The 15,478-nt window shown below is 58.4% G+C and carries 11 protein-coding genes and 2 pseudogenes; 4 read left to right on the forward strand and 9 right to left on the reverse strand.

What is annotated here, in order from left to right:
• From VGU61_RS16480 to VGU61_RS16490, 3 genes and pseudogenes are all read right to left on the reverse strand, one after another.
• The coding region (locus VGU61_RS16480) for a PAS domain-containing sensor histidine kinase (protein WP_326860294.1) at positions 1-1,586 on the reverse strand (1,586 nt) is incomplete at its 3' end.
• A 418-nt stretch (positions 1,587-2,004) separates the two neighbouring features.
• Positions 2,005-2,202 (reverse strand): annotated as a pseudogene (locus tag VGU61_RS16485) (ABC transporter substrate-binding protein); the annotation flags it as partial.
• Positions 2,203-2,221: 19 nt separating this feature from the next.
• Positions 2,222-3,106 (reverse strand): annotated as a pseudogene (locus VGU61_RS16490) (TauD/TfdA dioxygenase family protein).
• 704 nt (positions 3,107-3,810) lie between these two features.
• Between VGU61_RS16490 and VGU61_RS16495 the strand changes: the two are divergent.
• On the forward strand, positions 3,811-5,082 hold the full coding sequence (locus VGU61_RS16495; RefSeq protein ID WP_326860295.1) for an O-acetylhomoserine aminocarboxypropyltransferase/cysteine synthase family protein: 1,272 nt from the start codon (positions 3,811-3,813) through the stop codon (positions 5,080-5,082).
• Between the two features lie 657 nt (positions 5,083-5,739).
• Positions 5,740-6,612 carry a protease HtpX gene (gene htpX, locus VGU61_RS16500; protein WP_326860296.1) on the forward strand — a complete coding sequence of 291 codons (873 nt, stop codon included), beginning with the start codon at positions 5,740-5,742 and terminating at the stop codon, positions 6,610-6,612.
• A 59-nt stretch (positions 6,613-6,671) separates the two neighbouring features.
• Here htpX and VGU61_RS16505 read toward each other — a convergent pair whose 3' ends face one another.
• Entirely contained in the window at positions 6,672-7,142 is a 471-nt protein-coding gene (locus tag VGU61_RS16505; protein WP_326860297.1) for a CreA family protein, read from the reverse strand.
• Positions 7,143-7,244: 102 nt separating this feature from the next.
• On the opposite strand from VGU61_RS16505, the gene VGU61_RS16510 reads away from it, so the two are divergent.
• A complete protein-coding gene (locus VGU61_RS16510; RefSeq protein ID WP_326860298.1) occupies positions 7,245-7,877 on the forward strand; it encodes a DUF2062 domain-containing protein in 633 nt (210 codons plus the stop codon).
• A 148-nt stretch (positions 7,878-8,025) separates the two neighbouring features.
• On the opposite strand, the gene VGU61_RS16515 is transcribed toward VGU61_RS16510, so the two are convergent.
• The 4 genes from VGU61_RS16515 to VGU61_RS16530 form a co-directional block, all read right to left on the reverse strand.
• Positions 8,026-8,691, reverse strand: coding sequence for an exopolysaccharide biosynthesis protein (locus VGU61_RS16515; protein WP_326860299.1), 666 nt, complete (start codon positions 8,689-8,691; stop codon positions 8,026-8,028).
• Positions 8,692-9,094: 403 nt separating this feature from the next.
• Positions 9,095-10,204 (reverse strand): cyanophycinase, encoded by a 1,110-nt coding sequence (locus VGU61_RS16520; protein ID WP_326860300.1) that lies wholly within the window; start codon positions 10,202-10,204, stop codon positions 9,095-9,097.
• Positions 10,205-10,362: 158 nt separating this feature from the next.
• Positions 10,363-11,229 (reverse strand): class I SAM-dependent methyltransferase, encoded by an 867-nt coding sequence (locus VGU61_RS16525; RefSeq protein WP_326860301.1) that lies wholly within the window; start codon positions 11,227-11,229, stop codon positions 10,363-10,365.
• Between the two features lie 367 nt (positions 11,230-11,596).
• Positions 11,597-12,862, reverse strand: coding sequence for a sensor domain-containing phosphodiesterase (locus VGU61_RS16530; RefSeq protein WP_326860302.1), 1,266 nt, complete (start codon positions 12,860-12,862; stop codon positions 11,597-11,599).
• Between the two features lie 251 nt (positions 12,863-13,113).
• Between VGU61_RS16530 and VGU61_RS16535 the strand changes: the two genes are divergently transcribed.
• On the forward strand, positions 13,114-14,265 hold the full coding sequence (locus tag VGU61_RS16535; protein WP_326860303.1) for an ABC transporter substrate-binding protein: 1,152 nt from the start codon (positions 13,114-13,116) through the stop codon (positions 14,263-14,265).
• 75 nt (positions 14,266-14,340) lie between these two features.
• Here VGU61_RS16535 and VGU61_RS16540 read toward each other — a convergent pair whose 3' ends face one another.
• Complete coding sequence (locus tag VGU61_RS16540; RefSeq protein WP_326860304.1) at positions 14,341-15,300, reverse strand: AraC family transcriptional regulator; 960 nt, start codon at positions 15,298-15,300, stop codon at positions 14,341-14,343.
• Positions 15,301-15,478 lie beyond the last annotated feature (178 nt).

Below are 15,478 nucleotides of genomic sequence, written 5' to 3' on the forward strand. Positions count from 1 at the left end.
GCATCGATGGCGAGATGGATATCCCCGCCTTCCGGCGTGTATCGCACGGAATTGTTCAGCAGGTTCGTCACCACCTGAACCAGGCGCTTTTCGTCTCCGAGCACCGGCGCGGTTTCGGACGCCAGCGCCATCGTGAGGCGATGCCGCTTCGCCTCCAGCAGCGGCATGACCTGTTCAAGCGCGTGCGCCACGATGACTTTCAGGTCCTGCGGATGCTGGTCGATCTTGACGAGGCCGCGTGTCACCCGGGAGACATCGAGCAAGTCATCCACCAGGCCCATCATATGGCGTACCTGCCGGCTGATCACCTTGCTGGTCTGCTTGATGCGCTCCTTGTCGAATTGCACCACTTCCATCAACTCGGCAGCGGCGCTGATCGGGGCAAGGGGATTTCTCAATTCATGCGCCAGCATGGCGAGAAAGTCGTCTTTCCGGCGGGCAGCCTCCCGCAATGCATCCTCGGCCATCTTCTGGTCATGCATTTCGGTACAGGTCCCGAACCACCGGATGATCCTGCCGGACTCGTCCCGCACCGGCAATGCCCTTCCCAGCGCCCAGCGGTATTCGCCGGAGTGATGTCGAAGCCGATATTGCATTTCATACGGCTCGCCGGTATCGAGACTATGGCGCCATACATTCCGTGTACGGTCCTGGTCGTCAGGGTGGACAATATTTTCCCACTCCTTGCCATCGGTTGAACCGGCCGGAACACCCGTGAAGTCATACCATCGCTGGTTATAGTATTCATGGTAGCCGTCTGCCCGGGTGGACCACACCATCTGCGGCATCGCATCGGTGATGGTACGGAAACGGGCCTCGCTGGCCTGCAGCGAATGCGTGGCATTCTTGGCCTCCGAGATATCGGTATTCGCTCCCACCCACTCCCGCACCGAGCCATCGGCATTCAACACCGGCACCGCCTTCGCGGAGGTCCAGCAATACTCGCCATCGGCGCGCCGGAGCCGGTATTCGGTCGCGTACACCGATCTATTGGCGATGGCTTCCCTGAAGAGCTTCGCGGCATGCTCACGGTCGTCCGGGTGCACCGCCGAAAGCCAGCCTTCTTTCAACCATTCGTCCTCCCTCTGTCCGGTGAAGGCGCGCCAGGAAGGCGAATCCTCGCGGGCAACGCCTTCCGGCGTCGTCGTCCAGACCATCATGCTGGTCGCCGTGACCAGCGAACGGAACCGCTCTTCGCTATTGCGGATGAGGCGTTCCGCTTCAACCTGCTCGGTGATGTCCTCGTGCATCAGCATGACTTCCTGCACGCATCCATCTTGGTCTTTCAAAGGATGTGCCGTCGCGGTGACCCATCGCGTACGTCCCGGCTTTCCCAGTTCCGCCGGATCGTATTTCGTCGCCGGAATCTTGACGGATTCTCCGGCGAATGCGCGCTGCAGGTAGGGAGTGATGCCTTTTGCAAGCAGCTGGGGATCCGTAAGGACGTTGTAGTCGCTGCCCAGCACGAAGTCTCTCAATGCCGTCTCGCTCGGCATCTCCCACAGTGCGTGCCACGCCTTGTTGACCTGAACGGTCCTGCCATCCGCAGCCAGCAATTGCATGCTGATGGGGGCTTGTTCGAACAAGGCCTGAAAGCGGAATTCGGAGCCAAATGAAGCTTGTTGCAAATCGTCTGTCGTCTCGTCGTGCGGTCGCGGCGCCATATCTGTACAGGGTTGCCATTACAAGACAGGCAACATAGCACAGTATGCCGGCGGCGCGCCATGCCGCCGGCTTGCAGGGCATCGGGATGCCTACGTCCGGCATCAGGAACGATCCGGGGCAAGATGACGATCCTTCACGATCCGCCATTCAGGCAGATCATTCATCGTCATCCCTGTTCAGCGGATATAACAACGCAGCGATCACCACGACCGCCACCAGCACCGCAGTGGTGATATCAAGCCAGTCCATGATCATTCAGACAAATGTGGCGCGGAACAGTGCTCATCGTCCGGCATGCAGCCTCGGTCAGCGCTGCATGCCCCGGCGGCGCAAAGTCACGCGTTCAATGAGCTTCTGGTCCTGTGCCACGTTCGGGAGCAGATAGACGACGCCGAACTGCTCCGCGATGCGGATGCGGCCTTCCGCATGCGCCGGCGGCGCCATCGCCATGGCGGCAACGGCAATGGAGATCCCGATGACAAGAGACGATAGGACGCTGCGGATGTGACGAACGATATGGATAATTGTATTTTGCATGGTATCCCTGGTAGGAAAATCAAAATGGCGCGTTGCCTTCGATGGTTGTTCGATACATCTTTTGGCGCTGATCGTCCGGACAACCAGCCGCAAGATGCATCAACGAGCGGTTGTCCCAGAACACCATGTCATGCGGTTGCCAGCGATGACGTTAGACGTGTTCCGGTTTCACGCTGTGGGCAAACAGGATATCGAGCAGGTCCCTGCTTTCGTCTTCCGGGAGACCGACGATGCGCGGCGTGAAATGCTCGCTGACGAACAATGCCTTGCGGCCGGTTTCCGGATGCGTTCGCACCACCGGATGCACGACCGGCTTGACCGCTGCGATCTGTTCTTCGGTGAGATTGGGGCGCCACGGACTGCGGCGCTGCAGTTCCGCGTACTTGGTGAGATAGCTGTGCTCGGCCTTGAGGTCCGCAACGATGCGCTTCAGATAGTCGGGCAGCGTCTCCCAGGCAAGATGCATATTCGCGAACAGGGTACCGCCGCCTTCGGCGGGCAACTCCTGTGCATGCAGCAGGGCCCCCAGGCTGGGCAGTTCCTTGTATGAAAGGTCGGAATGCCAGTAATGCCCCGCATCGCCAAGCCCGATCGGCTTGCCGTGTTCCTTGATGTTGGAAACGACCAGTATCTCGGGATGTCCGGGCAACCGGAATTGATGCAGCACATGAATCTGGAGCGGGCCGAAACGGCGGCTGAAATCGACCCGCTGCTGCGGCATGATGCGCTGATCGCGGAAGATCAACAGATGATGATCACGATGCGCGCGATGAATGCGCCGAAACTCGCTGTCATCGAGCGGACCGACAAGGTCGAGCCCCAATACTTCCGCGCCAAGGGGCGCGTCGAACGGACGAATCGCGATCGCATTGGCGACATCCGCCAATTCAGCAACATCGGACATGGATCTTCTCCCGGCAATAGAATGTGAGCAAATTTCTATTGCTGTTCGATCATGCGGCAAACGAATGTTAGCGTTTATAGATACGCGTTTTATAACTATGCAAGGGCGTCAGGGCGGCCATCCGCGATTGGGGTATTGATGCGCTTGCAAATGCGCTGTCCGACGTGCAGGTCGAAACAAGCGGACGTCAGATGCTGATGGCAATCGCCATGACATCGGCCCCGGAGCGTCTCAATCTCGCGTACTCTTCGCGCTGCCATGCCTGGTAGAAGCGCATCTTGATGGGCATGACAGTTTTCGGATGCGGAGTTGCCACCCATATCCATTGTCCGTTGTTATACGAAAGCCTTTTGTGAAACTGCGGCGAAAAATCAAGGCTCATATTCATACCTCTTGGTTCTTCTCTGAAATCAGCGTCTTGTGAAGTAATGCGAATGCTGCGGAAACGATTCTATTTTCCGCTTCGACGTGGACCAACGAATTTCTTCGCACGTCGATATGCTTTGCCTGCACTTCCTGCCGCAACGGATCAAGGCATCACGATGACGCCTGCAACCGGTTACCGCTAAAAGAACATAAGCAAGTGAGAAAACCTTCGTATTCAATTTGACCGCGGTTCAATAAAGTTTCATCATGCCAAGGCGTCAATAAAGCGCCGCGCAACATCTGCGCACAGACATCTTCATTTCATTACTGGAACCACTATGAAACTTGAAACCATCTCGGTCCACGGCGGCTATTCGCCAGATCCAACCACGAAGTCCGCCGCTGTTCCCATCTATCAAACCGTGTCCTACGCATTCGACGATACGCAGCACGGTGCCGATCTTTTCGATCTTAAGGTGCCGGGCAACATCTACACGCGCATCATGAATCCGACGCAGGACGTTCTGGAAAAGCGCGTTGCCGCACTGGAAGGCGGTGTCGGCGCGCTGGCTCTGGCATCGGGTCAGTCCGCGATCACCTACGCGATCCTTACCATCGCCGAAGCCGGCGACAATATCGTGTCGGCGGCGACGCTGTACGGCGGCACCTATAACCTGTTCGCCCATACCTTGCCCCAGTTCGGCATCGCGACGCGATTCGCCGATTACCGCGAGCCCGCCTCCTTCGAGCGCCTGATCGATGAGAAAACCAAGGCGGTGTATGTCGAATCAATCGGCAATCCGCTCGGCAATATCACCGATCTCGAGAAAATCGCCGAGATCGCTCACCGTCACGGCGTGCCGCTGATCGTCGACAACACCGTGGCCACGCCCTACCTGCTGCGGCCCTTCGAGTATGGCGCCGACATCGTTGTGCATTCGCTGACCAAGTATCTCGGCGGCCACGGCAATTCGATAGGCGGGGCGATCGTCGATTCCGGCAAATTCCCATGGGCACAGCACAAGGAAAGGTTCCGCCGGCTGAACGAACCGGATGTGTCCTATCACGGCGTCGTCTATACGGAGGCGCTGGGGCCAGCGGCGTTTATCGGGCGTGCACGGGTCGTACCGCTGCGCAATACCGGGGCGGCGATCTCGCCGTTCAATGCCTTCCTCATCCTGCAGGGAATCGAAACGCTCGCGCTGCGCATGGAGCGCATTACCGACAATACGCTGAAGATCGCGAACTTCCTTGCGTCCCATGCCAAGGTCAACTGGGTGAACTATGCCGGATTGCCGGATCATCGTGACCATGCACTGGCGACAAAGTATCTCGGCGGACGCCCGTCCGGCGTACTGACCTTCGGCGTCCACGGAGGCCGTGAAGGCGGCGCGCGGTTCCAGGACGCGCTGCAACTCTTCACCCGCCTGGTCAATATCGGCGACGCAAAATCCCTGGCCTGCCACCCGGCGTCAACGACACACCGGCAGCTCAATCCGGAGGAACTCGCCAAGGCCGGTGTGACGGAAGACACCGTCAGGCTGTCGATCGGCATAGAACATATCGACGACCTGCTGGCCGACCTCAGCCAGGCCCTGGACGCGACATAAAACAGAGTACATACATGGTGGATGCTTAGGCGAAACCGAGCGTCCGGGCATTGCACCCATCACGGGCCGGGGCATCTCGATGAAAACGCCGCATTGTTCATTGCGGCGGGACCGTCGGGGCAATCATGTTTTTCCGTGTCACGCACCTCAGCTCGAACCGGGCCGGGGTGCTTTTCAGTAAGCCGATACCAGTTTCTTGATCCGATACACCCCTCCAACGAATTTGCCGTCAACCGTTTCTGCACCATCCCTGCGTCAAACAATCCGCTCGGCGCCCCATGAGCAGGTGGGTCATGTCAGCAATTGATTTCCTCGACTTGCGCGGATACGACTTCGGCCGTGCTTATAACCCATTCCGGTATGCCATAACGCTCCATCGCCCGGACAACCCGCACAACTTCGTATTTTCAGGACATTTATTACTGTAAATTTCGCTTTTTCAAGACTCTTGCTGCTACTATAATCCGCACGCTTGATCTGTCTTTCCAATTTGAAATCGTCCATGACACCGGATTTGTTGCCCTACTTCATTTGCATCTGCCTTATTCTGACGCTCGTCGTAACGCAACTCGTTGTCGCCATGGACTGATCATTTGGCCTGCACTTTCAACATCCTTAAAGCATTCATCCACTTGAACGAGGAGATCTGAATCCACCATGAAACGCGTCCTTCTTTTCCTTGCCACGAACCTCGCCATCATGCTTGTCCTGGGTATTACCGCGAGCCTGTTGGGCGTCAACAAGTTTCTGACCGCAAACGGGTTGAATCTCGGCGCGCTGCTCGCATTTGCCGCGCTCATGGGTTTTGGCGGCGCATTCATTTCCCTGTTTCTCTCCAAACCGATCGCCAAGTGGTCGACCGGCGCGCGCGTCATCGATCAGCCTTCGAATTCGACCGAGCTGTGGTTGATGGACACTGTCGCCAGACAGGCGAAGAAGGCCGGCATCGGCATGCCGGAAGTCGCCATCTACGAAGGCGAGCCGAACGCATTCGCCACCGGTGCGACGAAGAACAGTTCCCTGGTGGCGGTGTCGACCGGGTTGCTGCAGTCGATGACCAAAGAGGAAGTTGAAGCGGTTCTGGCGCATGAAGTGGCACACATTGCCAACGGCGATATGGTCACACTGACCCTGATCCAGGGCGTCGTCAACACCTTCGTGATCTTCCTTGCGCGGATCGTCGGTTATTTCGTCGATCAGTTCCTGCGCCGGAATGACGAAGAGAGCAGCGGACCGGGCATCGGCTACACCGTCACCGTCATCGTATGTGACATCCTGTTCGGCATCCTTGCCAGTATCATCGTTGCCTGGTTCTCTCGCCAGCGCGAGTACCGTGCCGACCGGGGCGCCGCGCAGATTCTCGGCACGCCGAGGAACATGATCGCCGCACTGCAGCGTCTTGGGGGCCTGTCGCAAGGCGAGTTGCCGAAGAATATTGCTGCATCCGGCATATCGGGAGGTGGCGGCCTGATGTCTCTGTTAAGCAGCCATCCTCCGATCGAAGATCGCATTGCCGCCTTGAGAAGCTGATCCCCTCCCGGCGCCCCTGTCCTGTTCATGCATCGAGGACGGGAGCGCCGGAGGAGGTGCTATTCAAGTGGCATTGGCAGATTTGCAGGAACAGGAACGACTGTCACGCTGTTCTGAGGACTTCCTTCGATAAGGCGGTCGGAATAGACAAGGTAGACGAGAGCATTGCGTTTTGCATCGGCCATTCGCACGACACGGATACGCTTGAACAGCAGGGATGCTCTTTCCGTAAAGACTTCCTCCTGCCTGGGCAGCTTGCCATTAAAGCGGATATCGCCGACCTGGCGGCACGCAACCGATGCTTCCGCCTTGTCTTCGGCGATGCCGAGCGCACCCTTGATGCCGCCGGTTTTTGCGCGTGAAAGATAGCAGCTCACGCCACCCACCTTCGGGTCGTCGAAAACGTCGACGACAATCTTGTGATCCGGGCCGATCAGCTTGAAAACCGTATCCACTTCGCCAACGGTTTCGCCCAGCGCACTGCCTGCGGCCAAGGAAAGTAAAAAGAAACAGGCTGTTCTGACAAACATTGATTTCTCCGTTGTTGCAGTGTTTTTCAATCCGTACAATTAAACTTGTATACAGCGACTCATTTTCTCAACATCCGACCCTGCCACGTCCTTCTTCGCTGAATGAAACCATCTGACACCAACCGCAAACCTCTGCGCTCCCGCCGCTGGAAACAACATATTCCAACGCAGGAAAGCATTCTTACCTATCGGGCACTCAAGCCAGTGCACCGATTCCTGGATCACCATTGTCTGTGGCAGTTCAACCGGCGTTCTGTGGCTGGCGGTGCGGCGGTCGGCCTGTTTTTCGCGATCGCATTTCCGGTCGCGCAGATTCCGCTTGCGGCCATCGCCGCCATCCTGTTCAAGGTCAATCTTCCGGTCGCCGTTTTCGGCACCTTGCTGTCGAATCCGTTCACGACACCGGCATTGCTGTACCTGGCTTTTCAATTGGGGGCGTTCCTCGTCGGGGGCGATCCATCCGATGCCGCTACCGTGGCAAGTACCCAGGCTGCCGTGTTCGACTTCACGAATTTCAATTCCCTCCTGGAATGGATGCGCCATTCGCTGACGTGGATTCAATCGGTCGGCACGTCGCTGATCATCGGCATGATCGTGCTATCCGTATTGTTGAGCGTCATTGGATATGTCGCGGTACATGCCATCTGGCGCTTCCGGGCCGTATCCCGCTGGCGCACTCGGTGCACCGAACGCCGCCGCAGCACCCGCTGCGCCGCCGAGGAATCGGCAAACTGATGTTGAAGCTGAAGCGGCTCGATTATTCAGCCGCCGCATCTGCGAACCGATGAATCTGGAGAGGCGCTGACGGGCAGCCTCGCGCCGTTGCAGAATGCCTGATCCCCCGTGAAGCCACACAATACCGATCTGCGTGGCACGGCTCACGCTATCGGTCGACGAAGTATTGCAGCGCTTCACGCACGGCAAGCCCGCTGCCTCCGATCAGGACCGAGAAATAGATGATGGTTCCCAGGTTGCTGATGTAACCGAGCAGGATGCAAACGCCATCCCGCTGCACAATACCGACCGCCAGGCAAAGCAATGCCACCGCGGGAAGCGTGTTGCTGAAGGGAATAAGGCCGAACGGCGCCATGAGCAACACCGCGCCGAGGATCAGGGCGAAGCTATTCAGTATGCCGATCGGGCCATCGGCTGCCAGCCAATGCAGGCGGCGCGGCCGGCTGATTTTCTCCAGGCGGTGCAGCCAGACAAGTGCGCGCCGAAAAACCGGCAACAGCTTTTCCGTCGAGATGACACGGCCCTGAAACGATGCGGGCACCCACAGCTCGCGGTTAAAAAGACGGCTCACCGCTATCAGCAGGATCGCTGCGCCAAACACGGTGCTGACTCCCGGGATGGAGACCGGGATAAGAAAAACCAGGGACAGCAATGCGGTCAGTACCATCAGACCATCCTGCCCGACCAGCTGCAGGAGATGACGCAAGGTCACGCCGTCGGTGGGCAGCTCCTCGATGATGCCGTTGAGCTTTTCGGTCAGCGGCTCCGTCTCGACGGCTGCTGATGGGTCACCTTTCAAATGAAGCTTTTGCACGTTATCCAATACCTTTCAAAGAAGCTTGCCGGCGCCTGCACCGTACTCCGCCGGATGACCGGCATGGGTTGACCCGCTATCGCGCAGTAACATATTGTTCATGATCCGCCAGCATGCCGGAGCGACAAGATATCAGGCAATGGGCTGGAATATCCAACCGGCCTGCAAAGGCTACCGCAACGGCGCTCAGGTCAATCTGCGACTGCGGATGTTAATGCCGGAACATGATGGGAACCTGGTGGCTGTCTGGTGCGGCAGGCCGGACAGCATGCCGCCGATCATGGTCGCACCGGACAATAGACGAAACGTTTTCCAAGAACGCAGTCTAGCGCGCTTCGCCCGTAAGGGGCATTGTTGTGGCGCAAAAATACCGGCATGAGCGTCGGGCATGCCAATCAAATGCTCACTGGTTTTCCGCCCCTCCCTGGTAGGCGTTCAGCGTGCCGTTGATGATGGAGACGGAGTACTGCGCGATATTGCCGTCGTCGCCGCCGGACCACCGTCGCATGTCGAAAGGTCCGGCCCCGTCGAGGCGCTGGATCCGGATGTCGCGGTGCGTGAGGGGAACATTCGGCTGCAGGACTTCCGGCGGCGTGTTGGCCTCAAGAAAATATACCGGCCCCTGCCCCACTTTTTGCGCCCAACCGTTCTCGACGAGCAGTGCGGTTCCGACGCTGACGCCGATGCCGCGTACCGACTTCGTGCGGCCGTCGCCCACCAGCCGTGACATGAAGGTGATGAGACGGCCGATGCGGTCGCGCGTGTCGAAATGGCTGTCGGTAATGACATTCGTCAGATAAGGAAGTGCGAGGAAGTCATGGCTGAGCGTAATCGCCTGGTCGAAGGGATCGGCCATGGCCGCGGCGGAACGGATCGGTCCGCGTTCCGCGGTGAATGCATACTCGCCGAGAATGGCGAGGCCGGCGCTGAAGCCGGCGATCGGCACGTTGTTGGCCGCGAGCTCGTGTATCGCGCGTTCGAGAGGCGTACCTTTCCAGGACCGGACATAGTCGCCCTGGTTTCCGCCTGCGATGAATAGCGCTTCTGCATTGCGCACGCGATCAATGACGAAGGGATCATGCGCCGCTTCCCGGCTGGGAATGACCAGCGTCTCGACGGAGGAAACGCCGCCCAGCGAATAGAGGTAGTCGTTGTAAACGTCCGTCCCGGTGGCGCGGATCACGACGAAGTTGCCGCCGCCGCCCTTGCCTGCCATCCACTGGAATGCCTCCGGCACGGATCTGCCGCCGCCCATCAGTACCAGCGCAGGGAAAGCCGGCCTGGGCCGCTTCACATCGGCAGGATCGCCGACAAGGGAATGCTGATACGGCGGCGCCGGAAGCCCGGGCTCGTCCGAAGCGGCGTGGCCGCACACGGCCAGGATGATCGCGGCGGCAAGGCAGCGCCACCATCCGCCCCACGCCATGATTTGATTCTGTTTTGCCTGCCCTACGTCGACCATCTTCTCCTCCGCTACGCCATCAGCCTGCATTTTATCCGCAGGATTGACCATGCAATGCCGGATCGGTTCGTATAAGACATCAGCTGGTCACAAACGCAACAAGGCGTTTTACCGGGAGAAATCCTGAACACCTGGAGATGAATTTCAAAGACTGCTTCGAAGGGAAGAAAAACTAGTCGATGTAGGCAGACATGCGAAGGATAGTTGGGTTATTGCCGCGAAGGATGGCCGCCTGTCATGGACGGAATTGAAATCCCGAGCGTGTCATTGCACCAGTGCTCATGCGCTTCATTGGTGAACTCGAAGTAGCGCCTGCCCTGCTTGATGGAGAATTCGGCCAGCCGCCCGCCCGTGCCCCAGGTGGTGCAGATCACGCCGCATGCAGACAGCTTTTCACACAGCAATTCATAGTGCCGGGATTCATGATCCGGAATATTGGCGGTGTCATGGAAGAACAAGTCTATTTCCGCTGGCGCATGCGCCAGTTTCACTTCGCTGTGGCCCAGTTCGAATTCGACCAGCGCCTGATAGTCGGCCGGCAGTTGCTTCAGCAGCTTTCCTGCATTCGGATTCATGTCCACCGTGATCAGCCGACCCGCCTGCCCTTCTTCGGCATTGAGTTTCAATGCGTGCAGCAGCAGGAGCGATCCGATGCCATGCGCCGTACCGGCCTCGAAAACAAGGCGCGGCTTGAGCACCCGCACAAGGCAATAGTAGAGAAGCTGCCGGCCGACCCGCAGTTCATGATCGGTCAGATTGCGCAGCACGTTGTCCTGACTGCGAGCCTCCTGGTAGATGGCCTGCAATAACGGGATACGGTCCACCTCGCCGCAATAGCGCAGCACCGCATCCACTGTTACGCCATCGAGCTGGTTCGCCAGCAGAACGGCCAGCCTCCGGGTCGATGCATCGGTATGGTGAAAGGAATAGTTGCAGACCTCCCGCGACGAAAACGCGAGCCGGGTGAAACGTGCCATCTGGGGACGCATGAACAGCCGGTAAACCTTGAACAACTTGATGGGTATCAGCGCAACCCACACGCCGGGCAAGCCGAGCACGGCCAGCTTGATGCGCATGAAATAAGTCCGTGCGCGGTCAGGGGAAGGAGTTGAAGCTATCCCTGGCGTGAATACATGAATCGACGCTTCATTCGACGATGCCAAGGGAGCGGCGTTAGCTGCACGTGAATCGTTTGGCGTGGAAAGGCGCTGACGAATCGGCATGGGCATCGCTATCCCTTGCATGGGTTAAGGATTGTCAATGCAGACTAGCATTACAGCCTTGCAATTTATTGCGAAAGCTCAAGCGCCTCCTATGTTGGACACTGAAGATGATTGGCAGGACGTGGCCGACGCATGAGGGACATGTCTGCGGAAGAACCCGGCCAATCCATGACACAGGCCGGATCAGATCCGGCCTGCGCGTTCCGCAGCGAAGATGCATTCAGTCCCGATTCAGGCTCAGCTCGCGGCTTCCGCACATCTTCACCGCCGTATCGAGCCTCATCGGCCGGGCAACATAGAATCCCTGAATCTTTGATACACCCAATTCCCGCAGCGCCTTCATCTCGGCTGCGGTTTCGACGCCTTCCGCAACTATGCCGGTGCCGGTGTCCTTCGAGAACCGCGCGAATGCCGCAGCCAGTGCTCGGCGGGATATGTCGGTATCGACATTCCGCGTCAGGCTGATGTCGAGCTTGATGCGGTCGGGCGCGAGATTGAGGATGTGCCGGAAGCTGGCATAACCCGCGCCCGCATCATCGACCGCTATCTGCATCCCTCGGTTGCGAAACGGCCGGATCGCCTCGGCGAGGTCGTCATAGTGTTCGACCACCGCATGCTCGGTGATTTCCAGCATCAGCCTGTCGAGCGGCATGTCTTCCAGCACGTTATTCAGCGCGCCCGCAATCACATGCTCGGGCGACATATTGATCGATACATAGACGCCTTTCGGAAAATGCCGCAGCGACTGGATCGCAAGATGGATCGCCTTCACTTCCAGTTCAGCGCCGCGCCCGACTTCATTGGCCTCGCGGAACCAGATGTCCGGACTGCGGACCACCGCGCCGCTAAAGCGCGACAGCGCCTCGAAGCCGGTGGCAACCTGCTGCTCCAGATCGTAGATCGGCTGGTAGACCATCGACAGGCTGTCGTTGAGGATGGCGGCATCAATGCGTGCTTCCAGTTCGCGCAAGCGTCCCGCGGTCGCATGTTCGCTATCGATCATTTGCGCGGCGATGTCGGCGAACACCCGCATCATGTTCAGGTCACGTTCATCGAGCATCTGATGCGGTGATTTGCTGAAGCAGCAAAAGGTGCCGTAAACCCCGCCGTCCGCAGTGCGGATCGGCACGCTGATGTGGCCGCCTACCGGGAGCGCGTGGGTCACGGGAAGCGCGGCGGCAACGGGATTTTCCCTTGCGTCGCGCATGAGTTCGGGCAGGCGCCCGTCAACAATTCTCTGGCAGTACGAATCCTCCAATGGATCGCTTGCGCCCGGCTGAACGGGATTGGCCGGATCGAGAGGGTCAACCTGGCGGAAGGTACGCCGCCCGTTCTCGAATTCGGATATGAAAGCGACGTCCATTTTGAGGTGCTGTCGGATGGCGCTCAGCATCTGGGGAAGCGATGCATGCTTTTCGGCCCCGGCGTCTGATCTGATTCCTTTCAGCAATATTGTCGATAATTCCAATTGCATCTCCTGCGCCATGTATAGATTGGTACTAACTCAGAATACGCAGCGCGACGGTAGTTCGATAAGGAAAGCATAAATGTCGGCGCAAATGAATTGATGCCGCAACACAAAACTCCCGCTGCCCGTCTCTCTTCCAAAATAGTCAATGTGTTAATTGTGTTTCTTCATTGCAACGCTTCGTCCAATGAAAATTCCTGCTGGCTATACTAGACCGGTCCGACCATGCGGTGCGCGACCCATAATTTCAAACATGAGGAGATAAGCGAATGAGAGCAGGCAGAAACCTTGGCGTTTCTTTACTATTTGCCATCGGATTGAGTGTACATGCCGGTGCATCGGCGGAATTGAAACCGCAGACTGTCGTCGGAGATGAAATCGTGCTGGGACAGACCACGACGCTGACCGGGATTCTGGCGCAGCAGGGGCAGGCAAACTCATCCAGCTCGAAAGCTTACTTCGACTACATCAATTCCCAGGGGGGCATTCATGGCCGCAAAATCCGCCTGATCACGATGGACGACGGCTACAGCGCGGAGAAAGCCGCCGCCAACGTCAAGCAACTGGTCGAAAAAGATGATGTCGTGGCTTTGTTCGGCATCATCGGCACGCCGGCCAACATGGCCATCATGCCCTACGTGAATGAAGTGGGCATCGTCAATTTCGCGCCCTACACCGGCTCCGAAGCGCTGCGCGAGCAGAAGAGTCGCTGGGTTTACCATGTGCGTGCAGGCTATACCGACGAGACGCACAAGATCATCGACCATATCGTCGTGCGCGGCATCAAGGATATCGGCGTGGTCTACCAGAACAATGCGTTCGGGAAGGAGACCCTGGCCAACCTGGAACGCATCCTGGCCGAGCGCAAGATCAAGCTCAGTGTCGCGGCGCCGATTGAAAACGATTCCAAGAACGTGGCCGAAACCGTCAAGGCACTGGCGGCGGTCAAACCGAAAGCGGTGCTTCTCATCACCGCAGGCAAGCCGACCGTAGAAGTCATCCGTGCCTATAACGAGCAGGTGACCGGCACGCTGTATTTCGCCATGAGCGTGATGTCGTCGCAGGCATCGATCAAGGCCCTGGGCGCAGATGGCGTGGGCGTGGTGGTTTCGCAGGTGGCGCCCTTCCCGTTTTCCGGAACCACGGCGCTGGTGCGTGAATACCAGAAGCTGATGAAAAGCGTGGACACCAAGGAACTGTCGTACTCGTCCATCGAGGGCTTCGTCAACGCCAAGATCATGGTGGAAGCCCTGCGACGGGCTGGCAAGAATCTCACACGCGAAAAGCTGGCCGAGGCATTGGACGGGATGAACAAGGTCGATATCGGCGGGCACGTGGTCAACTACAGCAAGACCAACCGGCAGGCGTGGCGCGATGTGGACCTGACCGTCATTTCGAAAGACGGGCGCTTCCTGAGATAAATTCCATATTCGATGTTTACCGGCGGCGGGAAAACGTTCCTCGCCGCCGTTTCACGCACGGCGCGCCGCAGCCATTTACTGAGCCGTCACATACTGCGTCGCGCCGCTCGCCGGCGATTGCATGAGCGCATTTTTCATGAACGCCGTTTCGCTTGCCGGCGTACGTCCGAAAAATCGCTTGAACTCCCGGCTGAACTGCGAGTTGCTTTCATAGCCGACATGCGCCGCCGCGGTCGCGGCGCTCATCCCGTCCTGCACCATCAGCAGGCGCGCCTTATGCAGGCGCGTGGTTTTCAGATATTGGATCGGCGACGTCATTGTTACCGCCTTGAAGTGCGCATGAAATGCCGCAATGCTCATGCCGGCCTCGGCGGCGAGCGTATCCACATCCAGATCGCCGTTGTAGTCCGCATGGATGCGGCGGAGCGCCTTGCCGATTTTGCCGAACTGGCTATGGTGTGTCAGCGCCGCCCGCAGCGCCGGTCCCTGCTCCCCGGTCAGCACCCGGAAATAAATCTCCCGCACGATGGACGGGCCGAGAATGCGGGCGTCGAGCGGGGAATTCAGGGCTTCGAGCAGGCGCAGCACCGCATCGCTCAGGTTGCTGTCCAGCGGCGTCGAGCAGATACCGACCGGCACCGCCGGCGTATGCCGCTGCGTTTCGTCGAGGGCAAGCGCCAGCTCTGCGGCGACCGACAGGTTGATGCGGATGGCGACCGCCAGCATCGGCTCTTCCGGGCTGGCTATGGTTTCGCTTTCAAACGGCAGCGGCACGGAAAGAACCAGGAACTGCTGCGCATCGTAGGTATAGATCCTGTCGTTGACGTAGCCGCGCTTCCGTCCCTGGCATACGACCACGATGCTCGGCTCGTACAGTACCGGTGTGCGCGGCAAGGAATGATTCGAGCGCATGAAGCGCACGCCGTCGAGCGCCGATAGCGTGTATCCCTCCGACGGCGCCAGCGTCCTCAGCAAGTCGATCATGCGCTCCTGGCGCGATGGGTCCGGGTTCGAATGTTCATTGCCTGCATTCATCAATGCGTCTCCCGAATCAATGGACAGGCGCCAATTTAACCACGTGTTTGCGGTCGATTCCATGCCCTAAGAGGATTAGGCAATAGTTCGACAATTCTCGGCATTCATTTCTCCACCTCCGGCTCGTAGACTTCCGTCATCGCAGCACTGTCCATCGTGCCTGCGGATCGCTTGCTTC

This window comes from Noviherbaspirillum sp. (assembly GCF_035944575.1).
Lineage (GTDB): Bacteria > Pseudomonadota > Gammaproteobacteria > Burkholderiales > Burkholderiaceae_D > Noviherbaspirillum.